This is a genomic window from Undibacterium sp. KW1, assembly GCF_009937955.1.
Lineage (GTDB): Bacteria > Pseudomonadota > Gammaproteobacteria > Burkholderiales > Burkholderiaceae_D > Undibacterium.
Map to the genome: position 1 here is coordinate 1,663,977 of NZ_AP018439.1, position 13,529 is coordinate 1,677,505.

15 protein-coding genes are annotated in these 13,529 nt (G+C 51.4%); 8 read left to right on the plus strand and 7 right to left on the minus strand.

Features of this window, described 5'->3' with window-relative positions:
- Positions 1 to 7 precede the first annotated feature (7 nt).
- The 5 genes from UNDKW_RS07305 to UNDKW_RS07325 all read left to right on the plus strand — a co-directional run bounded on the left by UNDKW_RS07305 (position 8) and on the right by UNDKW_RS07325 (position 4,168).
- Positions 8 to 685, plus strand: a complete 678-nt coding sequence (locus tag UNDKW_RS07305; protein WP_162058159.1) for a response regulator — start codon at positions 8 to 10, stop codon at positions 683 to 685.
- Positions 682 to 2,007, plus strand: coding sequence for an ATP-binding protein (locus tag UNDKW_RS07310; RefSeq protein ID WP_162058160.1), 1,326 nt, complete (start codon positions 682 to 684; stop codon positions 2,005 to 2,007). Before UNDKW_RS07305 ends, UNDKW_RS07310 begins: the two co-directional genes overlap by 4 nt.
- Before the next feature lie 169 nt (positions 2,008 to 2,176).
- Positions 2,177 to 2,713 (plus strand): peptidoglycan-associated lipoprotein Pal, encoded by a 537-nt coding sequence (pal, locus tag UNDKW_RS07315; RefSeq protein WP_162058161.1) that lies wholly within the window; start codon positions 2,177 to 2,179, stop codon positions 2,711 to 2,713.
- Between the two features lie 177 nt (positions 2,714 to 2,890).
- A complete protein-coding gene (locus UNDKW_RS07320) occupies positions 2,891 to 3,727 on the plus strand; it encodes a serine hydrolase (RefSeq protein ID WP_162058162.1) in 837 nt (278 codons plus the stop codon).
- A 99-nt stretch (positions 3,728 to 3,826) separates the two neighbouring features.
- Positions 3,827 to 4,168 carry an NIPSNAP family protein gene (locus UNDKW_RS07325; RefSeq protein WP_162058163.1) on the plus strand — a complete coding sequence of 114 codons (342 nt, stop codon included), beginning with the start codon at positions 3,827 to 3,829 and terminating at the stop codon, positions 4,166 to 4,168.
- Positions 4,169 to 4,205: 37 nt separating this feature from the next.
- Here the strand turns inward: UNDKW_RS07325 and UNDKW_RS07330 are convergent, their stop codons facing one another.
- The gene (locus UNDKW_RS07330; protein WP_232063288.1) at positions 4,206 to 4,613 is read right to left on the minus strand and encodes a helix-turn-helix domain-containing protein; all 408 of its coding nucleotides are present in this window, start codon (positions 4,611 to 4,613) and stop codon (positions 4,206 to 4,208) included.
- 85 nt (positions 4,614 to 4,698) lie between these two features.
- Here UNDKW_RS07330 and UNDKW_RS07335 point away from each other — a divergent pair, with 85 nt between their 5' ends.
- From UNDKW_RS07335 to UNDKW_RS07345, 3 genes are all read left to right on the plus strand, one after another.
- A complete protein-coding gene (locus UNDKW_RS07335; RefSeq protein ID WP_232063289.1) occupies positions 4,699 to 5,232 on the plus strand; it encodes a nuclear transport factor 2 family protein in 534 nt (177 codons plus the stop codon).
- 49 nt (positions 5,233 to 5,281) lie between these two features.
- Positions 5,282 to 6,139, plus strand: a complete 858-nt coding sequence (locus UNDKW_RS07340) for an SDR family oxidoreductase (protein ID WP_162058164.1) — start codon at positions 5,282 to 5,284, stop codon at positions 6,137 to 6,139.
- Between the two features lie 219 nt (positions 6,140 to 6,358).
- Complete coding sequence (locus UNDKW_RS07345) at positions 6,359 to 7,663, plus strand: S9 family peptidase (RefSeq protein WP_162058165.1); 1,305 nt, start codon at positions 6,359 to 6,361, stop codon at positions 7,661 to 7,663.
- Positions 7,664 to 7,762: 99 nt separating this feature from the next.
- On the opposite strand, the gene UNDKW_RS07350 is transcribed toward UNDKW_RS07345, so the two are convergent.
- The 6 genes from UNDKW_RS07350 to UNDKW_RS07375 form a co-directional block, all read right to left on the minus strand.
- Positions 7,763 to 8,242, minus strand: coding sequence for an NADH-quinone oxidoreductase subunit B family protein (locus UNDKW_RS07350; RefSeq protein WP_162040446.1), 480 nt, complete (start codon positions 8,240 to 8,242; stop codon positions 7,763 to 7,765).
- Positions 8,243 to 8,288: 46 nt separating this feature from the next.
- Positions 8,289 to 9,167 (minus strand): AraC family transcriptional regulator, encoded by an 879-nt coding sequence (locus UNDKW_RS07355; RefSeq protein ID WP_162058166.1) that lies wholly within the window; start codon positions 9,165 to 9,167, stop codon positions 8,289 to 8,291.
- Positions 9,168 to 9,225: 58 nt separating this feature from the next.
- Positions 9,226 to 9,732, minus strand: a complete 507-nt coding sequence (locus UNDKW_RS07360) for a hypothetical protein (protein ID WP_162058167.1) — start codon at positions 9,730 to 9,732, stop codon at positions 9,226 to 9,228.
- 160 nt (positions 9,733 to 9,892) lie between these two features.
- Positions 9,893 to 10,498, minus strand: a complete 606-nt coding sequence (locus tag UNDKW_RS07365) for a response regulator transcription factor (RefSeq protein WP_162040449.1) — start codon at positions 10,496 to 10,498, stop codon at positions 9,893 to 9,895.
- Positions 10,495 to 11,610: a sensor histidine kinase gene (locus tag UNDKW_RS07370; protein ID WP_232063290.1), complete on the minus strand. Its 1,116-nt coding sequence runs from the start codon at positions 11,608 to 11,610 to the stop codon at positions 10,495 to 10,497. The genes UNDKW_RS07365 and UNDKW_RS07370 overlap by 4 nt, the downstream gene beginning before the upstream one ends.
- Before the next feature lie 35 nt (positions 11,611 to 11,645).
- Complete coding sequence (locus UNDKW_RS07375; RefSeq protein ID WP_162058168.1) at positions 11,646 to 13,466, minus strand: CIA30 family protein; 1,821 nt, start codon at positions 13,464 to 13,466, stop codon at positions 11,646 to 11,648.
- Positions 13,467 to 13,529: the final 63 nt, after the last annotated feature.

Genomic DNA, 13,529 nt, shown 5'->3' on the forward strand with positions numbered 1-13,529 from the left:
ACAAAACATGAAAGTCCTGCTCGTCGAAGACGACCCCATGATAGGTGAAAACATACAGATTGCCCTGGAAAGTGAAGCCAATCTGGTCGATTGGCTCAGCAACGGTGAAGCCGCCGAGGCTGCCCTGCAATTCCATAGCTATGATGTGTTATTGCTGGACCTGAGCCTGCCACAGCGCGACGGCATGGACATTTTAAAAGCCTTGCGCAAGCGGGGTGATACCTTGCCTGTGCTGGTCATGACCGCGCGCGACGCCGTGCCCGACCGTGTACGCGGCCTGCATGCAGGTGCAGACGATTACCTCGTCAAACCTTTTGATCTGGATGAGTTGATCGCCCGCATGCATGCCCTGGTAAGGCGTTCGCATGGGCGTACTGATACTTCTTATGTGTGCGGCGATGTGGTCGTCAATACCACGACGCGGCAAGTATTTAGCGGCGCAGAACAAGTCATACTGTCTTCGCGTGAATGGACCATACTTGATGCCCTGGTAGCACGCCCCGGTGCCATACTCTCGCGCAGCCGTCTGGAGGATCAGCTATTCGGCGCCACTTCAGAGATAGAAAGCAATGCGGTCGAAGTGTATATCCACGGCCTGCGAAAAAAGCTGGGGCAAAAATTCATCGTCAATGTGCGTGGCGTCGGCTATATGGTAGAAAAAAATGTGGTTGAGAAAAACACATGAAGTCTTTGCGCCTGCAAATGATGCTCTTGTTTGGCATCGCCATTCTGGCCGCCGCAGCCCTGCAGTTTGCCAGTTCGCTGCATGCGGCCATTGGTGAAGCCAACAAACTGTTTGATTACCACATGCAGCAAATGGCACTGGCCTTGCAGGATGGTGATTTTGATCAGGTTGACTGGCATAATCTGCCAGGTACTGAGATTGATGATTTTGATTTTGTCGTACAGGTCTGGTCAGAAGATGGCGCCAGGGTTTACCAGTCACGCCAGCACCGCAGCCTGCCCAAGCAAGCTGCGCTAGGCTATTCAACAGTGACGCTGGAAAACGGTGACTGGCGCGTGTATGCCGCAGAAGAAAACAAGCGCGTCATCCAGGTCGCGCAAAAAATGGGTTCGCGCAGGGACAGGGCAATATCTTTTGCACTGAGTACCTTGTGGCCGGTGATACCCGTGTCCCTACTCTTGTTTTGTGCCGTCTGGTGGGGTATCAATTCTGTGCTGGCTCCTTTGAACCGCATAGGTAGCGAGCTGGCCAACCGAAATGCCAATTCTACAGATCCGGTGTCGTCAGACGGCGTGCCAAAAGAAGTTTCCCTGCTGGTGACGGAATTGAATTCGCTGCTGAGTCGCATGGGTCTGGCGATACAATCACAACAGCGTTTTGTGGCGGATGCCGCGCATGAGCTCAGGTCGCCCATCACCGCCTTGCGTTTGCAAGTACAAAATCTGGGCAGGGTCAAGGATGAAAACAGTCATGAGCAAGCCATCAATCGCCTGCTGGGTGGTGTCGATAGAGCTTCACGACTGGTAGAACAATTGCTGGCGCTGGCCAGGCAAGACCCGACTTCTCAAGCCAGCCTGAGTTTCCAAAACATTGCGCTGAATAACTGCACAGAACAGGCAATCAGCGATGTCATGTCCTTTGCTCAATCCAGAAAAATCACCATCAATGCAGAAATGCCTGAGTTGCTTGAACTGCAAGGTGATAGTGAAAGTCTGCGCATCATGATACGCAACCTGCTCGACAATGCCGTGCGCTATATACAGGACGAGGGCAGGGTACAGATCAGTCTCAGCCGCGACAAAGATGGTGTGCGGCTTGGTATACAGGATACTGGTGACGGCATCGCGCCAGAAGAACGTGAACGTATCTTTGACCGCTTTTATCGCGTAGCAGGGACGAATAAAAGCGGAAGTGGACTGGGTCTGGCCATCGCCAAGGCGATTGCTGACCGCCATCATGCCACTATCAGCCTGACGGATGCCGCCCTGGGCGGGCTGGAAGTAATCATCCTGTTTCCTGCTACGCATACCTTGCCTGGCTGAAAAACACTCACATTTTTGACAAAATTCTGTGTTTGATTGCTGGCAATGCGGTTTTTTAAGATTCGCCTAAGTTTCCTGAGGCAAGATAGCATTGCTTCATACTACCTGGTAGCGCCTCGCTTACGCGCCAGGTTTGAATCGACCAATTAAAAATTTAGAGGGTATTTACATGCGTGCAATTAACACAATCAAAAGCGCTGCCGGGTTGGTAGCAGTAGCAGTTATATTGGCAGCTTGCAGTTCGCCAGTAAAAGTGGCTGAACAACCAACACAACAACCTGCAACAACGACTAAGCCTCCGGTTACTGATACCCGTAGTGTCGCGGCAGTAAAAACTGAAATAGATCCGTTGAATGATCCAAACAGCCCATTGGCAAAGCGTAGCGTCTATTTTGATTTCGACCAATATGTAGTCAAAACTGAATACAGTGGCACGGTCAACGCTCACTCTAAGTATCTGAGCGCCAATAATGGCAAGAAAATCCTGATTCAGGGTAATACCGACGAACGCGGTGGCCGCGAATACAATCTGGCGCTGGGCCAGAAACGTGCCGAAGCCGTGCGTAAATCCCTGTCCCTGCTGGGCGTGCCTGAAGCGCAAATGGAAGCAGTCTCTCTGGGTAAAGAAAAACCAAAAGCCACAGGTAGCGATGAAGCTGCATGGGCAGAAAACCGCCGTGCAGATATTATCTACTCTGGTAAGTAATCTTCAGTTGTGAAAAAACCGGTTTGCATGCAGCGAGCAAAACTTGCCGACTGTATGCAAGCTGGTTTTTCTCTATAATGTTGACGCAAAATTGTTTTGTTCGGGTTTGTCCCTTTGCCTTAGCAATTTTGCGTCAGCCTTATTTGTTTAATCCCGTGACAGAATCGATGTGCCCAGATGTTGAAGCCCAAGCTGTTAGTTGTTCTGATGTTGTACTGCGGCAGCCTGTCTGCCATGCAATTGAGTTCTCAGAATGCCATTGTTGTTGATGAGCGCAATGGCCAGGTTTTGCTGGAAAAAAATGCCGATGTGGTCGTGCCCATTGCCTCGCTGACCAAGCTCATGACAGCCATGGTGCTGCTCGATAGCAAGGCGAACATGGATGAGAAAATCTCCATAGAAGAAGAGGATAAAGACCAGCTCAAGCATAGCCGCTCCCATGTCCCTGTAGGTTCAAGCCTGACGCGCAGGGAAGCCTTGCAACTGGCATTGATGTCTTCTGATAACCGTGCCGCCGCTGCACTGTCCCGCACTTATCCTGGTGGTCAGGGTGCCTTTATGGTCGCCGTTAAATCCAAATTGGTCGCTCTGGGTATGGGGCACACCGTCATTCGCGAAGCGACAGGCTTGTCGCCAGAAAATACTTCGACAGCCGCTGACCTGGTGAAGATGGCGCAGGCTGCATCACGTTATCCGGAAATTGCCGACATCACGACCGACAGTGAAGACAGTGTCACCTTGAAGAATGGGCTCAGCCGTGAATTCCACAATACCAACCGCCTGATCGGTAAAAAAGGCTGGGATATCCTGCTATCAAAAACCGGCTTCACCAATGAAGCCGGTGCCTGTCTCATCATGCGAGTCAAATTGGCAGGCAAAAAAGCCACCATGATTTTGTTGAATGCACGGGCTGGTTCGGCGCGCTGGACCGACGCCCTGAATATAGGCAAATTGTTGGGCTATAAAGAAGAAATCAAGGCAAAGATAAGCAGAAGACACAGGCGTCACCGCTGATCTTGTCCTCCCATGTCAGTGCGCTTGTTTGATGATAAGTGGATGCCAGCAGCTTGTGCTAGCATGACTATTCTCAAATGAACCCTGACAGGTAATACTGTGACCCGCTTGGTCGAAATCCGCACTTATCGTCTCAAACCCGGCGTTGCCGAGGCCTTCCATCATGCCGTGCATACCGTTGCTGTACCCATGCTGAAAAGCTGGAATATGGATGTAGTCGCCTACGGACATTCCGATCATGAAGAAGCGACTTATTACATGATACGTTCTTATGCCAGCCGCGCAGCTCTGGAAGCTGAACAAGATGCCTTCTATGGGTCCAGCGAATGGAAAAATGGCCCCAGGTCAGAGTTGGTCGATCGTATCGAGACGTATATGAATACCCTGATCTGGTTATCAGAAGACGCTATCAATAGCATGCGCGAGTTGAACAAAGCGTAGATAGCCTGCTACAGTCTCGGTCAGTGCTATGCAGGGCTTACGCAGCCTCATTTTCCTGATCAAAAGCCTTCCTTGATAATTTGATTTGATCAAAATTCTTGTCTGCCCACTCTACCAAGGCGCCCAAAGGCAACATGACCGAGATACCTAGCGGGGTCAATTCATATTCCACACTGGGCGGTTTGGTCGGGAACACTTTACGGCTCAATAAACCATCTCTTTCCAGATCGCGTAATGACTGGGTCAGCATGCGCTTGGAAATGTCAGGCACTTGCTTATGTAGCTGACTAAAGCGAAAAGGGCCTGCTTGCAGTGTCAGCAAGATCAGCGGTGTCCATTTGGTGCTGATATGGTCGAGCACATTCCTGACCGGGCACATAGCCGTATCAAAATCAGATGCCATCCCTACGCGGTTGGCTGGGTTCACTTCAGGTAACCTTGTCACGAAAAGCTGCCTTCTTACAAATTTTAGACATAGTCTCTATTATATACCTTATCGGCTTTACGTCGAAATCAGGAGAGACTTTGTCATGAAAAAACAGATATATCGCTACAAGAAAAACCTGGGCCTGGGTGCCATGTCTGCGCTCACCTTGTCCGCCTTGTTGATGGCTCTGCCATTGGTCAGCCATGCACAGGAGCCGGTTACGGGGGTTGAAAACCCTGACCTGCTGTTCACCAGCAGTGATCCAAAGCTGCATGCCAACAAGCAGGTGGTCTATCACATCGTGAAAGACTTGCTGGAGGCGGGCCATTGGGAAATGGCAGGCAAGTATTTGTCCAAACGCTATCTGCAGCATAACCCGAACGCAGCTTCGGGCCTGGATGGCGTGGTCAGGTATTTTGTCGACGTCAGAAAAGTCCAGGCCACACCGATACCGGAAAAGATGGCGAAACCCGTAGTTGCCGTCATCGCCGAAGGTGACCTGGTAACAGTCATGTATCCCTTGCCAGTCAGGGACAAGACCACTGGACAGCTTTTATACACCACCACCTGGTTTGATACCTGGCGGATAGTGGATGGAAAGGCAGATGAACACTGGGATTCTGCACTTAAAAACTGATGAATTTTGATGAGCGTTGACGAATTTTCACATAACAGGAGAAATAAATATGATCGCAATAACAGGTGCAAATGGGCAATTGGGACGTCTGGTGATACAGACCTTGTTGGACACGGTCCCGGCTAATCAGATCGTTGCCATCGTCAGGGATGTCAGCAAGGCAGAGGATTTGCGCGCCAGTGGCGTGCAGGTCCGCCAGGGCGATTACAGCCAGCCAGAGACTTTGACTACGGCCTTGCAGGGAGTGAAAAAAGTCTTGCTGGTATCCTCCAGCGAAATTGGGCAAAGACTGGAACAGCACAACAATGTGGTGCAGGCAGCAAAGAATGCAGGCGTGGAATTAATTGCCTACACCAGCATCTTGCACGCAGATACTTCACCACTTTTGCTGGCCCAGGAACATATAGCGACAGAACAACTGATACGCGACAGCGGTCTGCCTTTCGTGTTCTTGCGCAATGCCTGGTATATAGAAAACTATTTTTCTGCAGTGGGCACGGCGCTGCAAACTGGCAAGGTATTTGGGGCAGCAGGTGAGGGTAAATTCTCTGCAGCTTCCCGTGCCGATTTCGCCGCGGCTGCTGCAGCGGCACTGACCGGTCATGATCAAGGCGGCAAGATCTATGAACTGGCCGGTGACCAGGCATTCACTCTCGCAGAACTGGCTGCGACCCTGGCTGAACTGTCAGGCAAGCCTGTCGCTTACGTAAACTATGCGGAGACTGATTACAAGGACTTGCTCGTCTCATTTGGTTTGCCAGAAGGTTTTGCCCATATCCTGGCACAATCAGATACAGGCGCAGCACAAGGTGGCTTGTATGATGGCAGCGGTCAGTTGGCCAAATTGATACAGCGACCAACTGCGACTTTGCGTTCTGTGCTGCAAGCGCATTTGGCAACGGTATAAGCGACTTGTCAGCATAGACCAAACCAGACCAAGCCAAACCAAATCAAGCCAGTAAAGCTGCTGACCGCAGTTTTACTGGTTTTTTTGTTCACGCTACATTTATTCCGAAGCCTTTGATCGGGGTTTGAGTCATCGAAATCCTGCATTCATCGGATTGCAAGAGCTGACGACAACAATACCGCATAGCATCCACGGCATTGATTCCTTCTGGAGAAATGCGTGAAAATATTATCGTCCACCCTGTTTGTTGCATGCACGCTAGCAAGTCCCAGCCTGTTTGCGCAGGCTATTACCATGCCTGATGTATTGAAGTCCAGCTCTTTTATACAGGGTCCTTGTGAGACAGGTATTTTTAAAAAAGACAAACAGACATTTGTTGTCGTGACCAAGGCAGACAAAGGATTTAACTACACCTTTAGCAACGGGATGCTTGGCAATACGCTGGATTCCGGGACTACGCTGATATGTGGAGAGAATGCAGTCCTGATTCGCGGAGAGGAGATTTGGAACAAGCTGGCCATTTCCGAGTTGAACACGCGATTTGACTCCGGTGGTGTCATGCTCGCAGGCCGCTTGATGGAAGCTATGGAACCGCCCGGTGCTGGGGGGAATACACCCTTGGTTGTCTATGCACATGGCTCAGAAGGCTCTGGCTGGATAGACCGCGCAGGTGATCCTTATCAAATGCTCGGACGGGGTATTTCGGTCTTTGTGTATGACAAACGCGGCACCGGACTTTCGCAAGGAGAATATACCCAAAATTTCCCCCGCCTGGCCGATGACCTGGTGGCAGCTTCGCACGAAGCCAAGCAACTGGCAGCCGGGCGCTACGGTCGTTTTGGTCTCATAGGCTTGAGCCAGGGTGGGTGGATAGTGCCACTCGCGGCAGCGCGGGCCAGGGCAGAGTTTCTTGGGATCGGCTTTGGCCTGGCGGTTGATATCACAGGGCAGGATGCGGAGCAGGTCAGCAAGGAATTACGCGATCACGGTTATGGCGACGACATACTTGCCAACGCCAGCAAGGTCACGGATGTGACGGCAAAAATAGCAAAATCTGATTTGAAAGAAGGGCTTGATGAGCTTGCTGATATCCAGAAGCAGTTTGGCAAAGAAGCCTGGTTCACAAGTATAAAGGGAGGATACTCGGGCGTGTTGCTGAGCATGTCCGTAGATGATTTGCGCCGTAATGGCGTACCACGATTCGACAAACTGAATATTGACTGGTCGCTTGATCCCATGCAGGTCTTGAGCAAAGTTGATGTGCCACAGATGTGGGTATTCGCGGATGAAGACCGCCAGGCTCCGGGTGCGGTGAGTTTGGAGCGGCTCTCGAATCTTCGCCGTCAGGGCAGTAATATCACGATTTACCGCTTCCCCGATACCGGTCATGGCATGTGGGAATATACAGAAGCAAAAGATGGCACGCGCAAGCAGGCACGTATTGCGCCAGGTTTTTACGATCTGATGGCGGACTGGGCAAAAGGCAAACTTGAGGGCAACTATGGAAAGGCATATCGCAGATAAACTGTTATGGATATGCTTCCCGGTATCTATGTCAAGGAGCTGTTAATGGCAATATCTGCGCAAGGAGTTCAGGCTGCCATTGCCTCTATTTACTAACTACTAACGGGCAAAGCTATTGCTGCGCTTGATCTTGTTCTGTAACTGCAGCAAGCCATAAATCAGCGCTTCTGCAGTAGGTGGGCAACCTGGGATATAGATATCGACTGGCACGATGCGATCACAGCCACGCACGACAGAATAAGAGTAGTGATAGTAACCGCCACCGTTGGCGCAAGAACCCATGGAAATCACATAGCGTGGCTCGGCCATCTGGTCATACACTTTGCGCAGCGCTGGGGCCATTTTATTGGTGAGGGTGCCGGCAACGATCATCAAATCTGCCTGGCGTGGGCTGGCGCGGGGCATGAAACCAAAGCGGTCCATATCATACCGTGCACTGGCAGCCTGCATCATTTCGACTGCGCAGCAAGCAAGGCCAAAGGACAGGTACCACATGCTGTTACTCTGTACCTTGTTCATCAGATCGTTGACGTTGGTGAGGATGTATGAATCCTGAAACAAACCTGCTTGCTCTTCCATGATGTGGGCCCTTGCTTGCCTGGTATAAGAAGACCTGATTATGGATTCAAGAGATAAGCTGGTCTTGAACCGAAACGACATCGATTTCATCTAATGGGATAAACATCTTTCCCACGTCAGTTTCATTGAAACGGAAGGCCCAGAGCGCAGGGTCTTGAGCTGCAATCCCACGCATGAGCTGGGCTGGTGTATGACCAGTAAAGCGGGCAAAGTCACGGTTCATGTGCGCCTGGTCAGCATAACCAAAGCTGATGGCACATTCAGCCCAGGTAGGGGCTGGCAAACTGCCCAGCATGACTTGCATCAGTGAGGCACCATAACGCAGGTGCTGTTTGTAGCTGCGCAAACTCAGGCCAAAGCTGGCCAGGAAACGCCGCTCAAACTGTCTGGTACCCAGACCGAGTTGGTCAGCCAGCTCATCGCCTGGCTTGCTGATCCAGTGAGGTGGCATCGCCAGCGGGGCGATGCGTGGTTTTTCCAGCAAACGCCAACGTAGCAACATGTCTTGCACCACTTCTACTTTGGCAGCAGTGCCGCAGGCAGCATGCAGTTTGTCCTGGAATTCATGGCAACGGGATGGCGGCAGCACATCGGCGAGATCAATGACAGCATCACTGAATTCATCCACTGGATATCCAAGGATAGCGCTGAGCTTGCCAGGGCGGAACGCGGCTGAAATAAATCTTGAGCCGGGTTGAGCCTTGCCACGGTAGCGATGACGGCTGGGGCCTACGACAGTCAGGGGAGGCAATGCTTGCCCGTTTTCCATTTCAACTGCACCATGCGTGACCACAAGCAACATAGGTAGTGCGCTCGCAGGTACGGTGTACCAACAGTCGGGAATGTCTTTGACGAGAAAATGCATGCAGACATCCGCCAGCAGGGGATGTGGGGCGAGGCTGACATGGGATAAATAGTCTTGCAATTTAGGCTAACTCTGATTGCGGAAGAATTGGCGCTATTGTAGCCTGTTTGCAAAAAGCTTATTCACTCTTGACTGCTTGCTCCTGGGCCTGGTCTGGTGGCAGGTAGCATGTGGCTGGCAGTGTCTCAGGTTTTATTTTGTAGAGATAAGTGATAGTTGAAGTCTGTGCATCTGGCTTGAGTTTGATGGTCTTGAAATAGCGTCTTCTCAAGTCGCCATAGGCACGCAGATTCAGCCGGATATCTTTCAGGAGTAACAGTGGATTGGCTGCGATGGGTGCAAAATCTTCGCCCGGGCGGTATTTGGAAAAAGCAAATCCCAGGCGTTTTACATACAGCGGGAACATGCTCTTGCTTTCTTCCATGCCACAAGCCAGCAAAACTGCGATTGCCTGGTGTTGGGCAGATGCCTTCCATTTGCTGCTCTCGTAATAATACAAACTGGCATCATCATAGTTTTCTACTGTGCGCCAACTGCTTGCTGGCAAAGAGCGGCTGAACTTGAGCGCGGCGGCATTCAGTTGCAATGCTTTTCTCTGATCGTGATTCTTTTCAAATGCACTCATGGCTGCTTCGCGCAGTTTGTCTGACTTCGTTTCAAGCGAGGATTGCTGAGCGTAGGAAAGCAAGGGAAGGCTGCATACCAAAAAAATAATTGCTTTCCTCATCGTCTTCATCCTTTTTAGCCCTGCATTTCGTCCTTACAATTATAGGCTGCCGGTGACTTTACAACCAGCCTTGATCCCTCGCGAGACGATAGGCATCCACACGGTTTTTTGCATGCAGTTTACTGATTGCTTCTGACAGGTAATTGCGTACCGTACCTTCCGATAAATGCATGATCCTGGCAATTTCGGTACTACTGGAACCCGAGCCCGCCAGTCGTAATACCTGGCGTTCACGCTCGCTCAGCGGGTCTTGTTCGCCGCCCCAGCTTTCCATCGCCAGCTCCGGTGCGATAGCACGGCCACCGCCATGCACCGTACGTATGGCGGCTGCCAGCGTATCGGCAGGCGCATCCTTGAGCATGTAACCGCGCACACCACTGGCCATGGCCCGGCGCAGGTAGCCGCTGCGGGCAAAGGTGGTCAGCACGATGACTTTACTGTTGAGTTTTTTTTCTGCAATTGCTGCTGCCAGTTCCAGCCCTGTCATGAGTGGCATCTCTATATCGGTAACGAGTATGTCTGGCTGTTCTTTTTCGCACAAGGCCAAGGCTTCCTGGCCGTTTTTTGCCAGCGCAATAACTTCCAGGTCGTCTTCCAGGCCCAACAGGGCGGCCAGTGCGCCAGATACCAGGGCCTGGTCTTCGGCGATGATGATGCGTATCATGTCTTTTCTTTCAAGGGCAAAGATAATTCCAGGTGCAATCCTGTCGCGTCTGGTGCTACCTGTACTTGCAGGCTTCCACCCAGGGCCAGTACACGTTCACTCATACCGTTCAAACCACTACCTTTGCGTACTGCACCAGTTTGTCCGGCGACGCCATTGTCGCTGATTTTTAATACTACATGCGCATCTTGCTGGTAAAGCCTGATGTGACATTGACTGGCCTGGGCATGTCGTATGATATTCGTGATGGCTTCACGTAATGCCAGCGCCAATACGTTTTCCTGCGCTGAGGGGATGGTGAATTGCTCAATCTCACTGAGCAGGGTCACTTCAGCCGCGTCCAGGGTTTTTTTCGCCGACTGCAGTTCATGTCCCAAGCCGGTGGCGCGATAGCCGATGACGGCGGCCCGCACTTCTGCCAGTGCCTGCCGGGCAGTGTGCTCTATGTCATTGATTTCTTTTTTGCAGGCCTCGGGATTTCTGTCCAGCAGTTTGCCCGCGAGTTCTGCTTTCAGGGTGATCACTGAAAGAGTATGACCAAGCAAATCGTGCAAGTCCCTGGCTATGCGTTCGCGCTCGGCAAGGGCGGCCAGGTATTCAACTTCTTCCTGCTTCTTGAGCAGGTTTTCATTGCTGCGGCCAAGACGTTCACTGATGATGGCACCAGCCCCGCTGGGGATACTGAAGATCAGTGCCGGTACCCAGAAATAAGAATTCAGATGCATCAGCAGGCTGGCACTGACTATCGTGATGCCGATGGAGAATAAAGTCAGGTAAGCCTTGCGGGTATCCGGCAAACGTGAGCAGATGGTAGCCGCAAATATGCAAAAAGTGGAGCCGCCATAGTTATAAGGTGCCCACATGATGCCCTGGGCACATATAAATATGATACATGCATAAATTCGCCAGCCTGAACACCAGAAGCTATACAAATAAACTGGCAGGAATAACAGCAGGCTCAATGCCAGTAAAGCGATTTCCTTAGCGGTGGGTGCAATATATAAATACTTCCAGCCAAAAATGGCAAAAGAGAGCAGCCAGAAGTAGGGTGCCTTGCCATAACGCACTGGCACCCAGGGGAAAGAGAGTATTGATAAGATTTGTCTGGTCACGGCTTTACCCTGGGTGTTGAATCAAGAATGCTGCATTATTCCTTCAAAAGGCGGATATCGGCAATTTCAAAATGAAATTCTCCGGTTTGCGGCCCGGCATTGAAGGCAAGGATAGTGATGATGCTGGGATCCATACCCTTGAATTTAGTGAAGGGAATAGAAATTTCCTGCCACTCTGCCGTTGTTTTGAAACTGACTGTGACGGGGATAAAGCTGCCTTGCATGCTGATGCCAACGCTATAGTCTTTGCCATCACCCTTGACACGGAATTTCAAGGTATTGGCATTCCCGAGATTGACTGCTTCCATAGGCTTATTGCCGGGAAAGAAAGCCAGACCAGCCCAGGGATAAGTAAAACCAGGGTTGATACTGCCAGCGACGGAGAGCGCATGTTCAGGCACGTCACCATCCTTGCCCGACTCGAGGACTTTCAGGGTGACTGTAGATTTGCCACCCATGGGGGAGTCATTGGATGGATACCAGCCTGAGCCAAAAGGACTGGCCAGTTTGTCTTTGCTGAACAGACCTATACGTCCATCTGCAGGTATATTGACCAGCAGGTTTTTTTGCATGCTTTGTTTGCTGACTTCCTGCAGTTTTTGCTCGCGTTGTGCCGTGACGCGCTCGCCATCCTTCCATACATCAACAATATTGCGTGTGTTGAGAATATCCTTGTCCGGCTCGCCTTCAACCAGCAAGAGATCAGCTTTGTAACCCTTGGCGATGCGGCCACGGTCTTTCAGCCTGAAGGCGGTGGCTGGTACCGATGTGGCCGCTGCCAGTGCTGCCGTTGGGCTCAGTCCTGCCTCGACCAGTGCAGCAAGTTCATGATGCAGGCTGATACCGTATTGAGTGCCGGAATTGCCAGCATCGGTACCGGCCAGCACAGGAATGCCTGCCGCATGCATGGCCGCTGTTACCCTTCTTGGTGCATTGAGCAAATCAGCATCAGGTTTATGGCCATACGGTGTATTCAGCGGCTGCATTTGCGATTTGCTGAGCAGGGCAATCATGCGTTTATCAGACAATACATCCTGTTCTTTCAGGCCAGCAATACTCTCCAGTACCGCGAAAGTCGGTATGACGAAAGCATGTTTGCTTTTTGCGCTGTTGACGAGTGCACGCAAATCCTGTTCACTGATTTGCCTGTCGGTGAACAGATGCACGAGGCCATCTGCACCGGCATCCAGCGCATCCTGTGCTTCTTTCAGGGTACCTATATGGACAACTGCGAGTTTGTTGCGCAAGTGTGCGGCCTTGACCAGCGCCTTCACGGTGGCATTGTCCAGGCTGTTGAAAGAGTGTTTTTCACTGCCATGCTCGATAACGATCTTGATAAAGTGCGAGCCTTCGGCGATACGGGCATCCACCCAGGCCTGTGCTTCTTCAGGCTTGGTCAGGGTGGGGACAGGCATACCGTATTCCGTACCATGGCCGCCAGGGGCAGTAGCGAGTATGCCTGCAGAGATGATGTCGGCACGGTCGCGGTTCTCGCCTTTGCGCATTTTTTCATTGATGGCCTTGAGCATCTCGACATTGCTGAACATGTCGATCTGCGTGGTTACGCCATACAGGAGTGGCAGTTCCTGATCCTGGAATGCATGTACATGGGCGTCGATCAGGCCAGGCAGCAGGGTGCGGCCTTTGCCATTGACGATGGTGGTATCGGCGGCAGGCTTGCCGGTGAAATTGCTGTCCTGGATCTTACCATCGACGATGAGCACATTTTTATCAGCCTGGATTTTCTGGCCATCAAACACGCGTACATGTTCAATCAGAAAACTCGCAGCGCTTGCCGGGAAATGAATGGTGCCAGCGCAAACAGCCAGTGCCAGGGCGAGTGAGGTTTTATGCATTTATTTCTCCTTGTTTTGTATGTCGCCATTTTGCCTCGCCTGGTGTTGGTAATACAGAGGCAA

What these genes read in the sequence shown, in the direction of transcription:
- UNDKW_RS07360 (WP_162058167.1), bottom strand. Translation starts at nt 9,732, where the DNA reads ATGAGTGCATTTGAAAAGAATCACGATCAGAGAAAAGCATTGCAACTG.
- pal (WP_162058161.1), top strand. Translation starts at nt 2,177, where the DNA reads ATGCGTGCAATTAACACAATCAAAAGCGCTGCCGGGTTGGTAGCAGTA.
- UNDKW_RS07320 (WP_162058162.1), top strand. Translation starts at nt 2,891, where the DNA reads ATGTTGAAGCCCAAGCTGTTAGTTGTTCTGATGTTGTACTGCGGCAGC.
- UNDKW_RS07310 (WP_162058160.1), top strand. Translation starts at nt 682, where the DNA reads ATGAAGTCTTTGCGCCTGCAAATGATGCTCTTGTTTGGCATCGCCATT.
- UNDKW_RS07305 (WP_162058159.1), top strand. Translation starts at nt 8, where the DNA reads ATGAAAGTCCTGCTCGTCGAAGACGACCCCATGATAGGTGAAAACATA.
- UNDKW_RS07340 (WP_162058164.1), top strand. Translation starts at nt 5,282, where the DNA reads ATGATCGCAATAACAGGTGCAAATGGGCAATTGGGACGTCTGGTGATA.
- UNDKW_RS07350 (WP_162040446.1), bottom strand. Translation starts at nt 8,242, where the DNA reads ATGGAAGAGCAAGCAGGTTTGTTTCAGGATTCATACATCCTCACCAAC.
- UNDKW_RS07365 (WP_162040449.1), bottom strand. Translation starts at nt 10,498, where the DNA reads ATGATACGCATCATCATCGCCGAAGACCAGGCCCTGGTATCTGGCGCA.
- UNDKW_RS07335 (WP_232063289.1), top strand. Translation starts at nt 4,699, where the DNA reads ATGAAAAAACAGATATATCGCTACAAGAAAAACCTGGGCCTGGGTGCC.
- UNDKW_RS07375 (WP_162058168.1), bottom strand. Translation starts at nt 13,466, where the DNA reads ATGCATAAAACCTCACTCGCCCTGGCACTGGCTGTTTGCGCTGGCACC.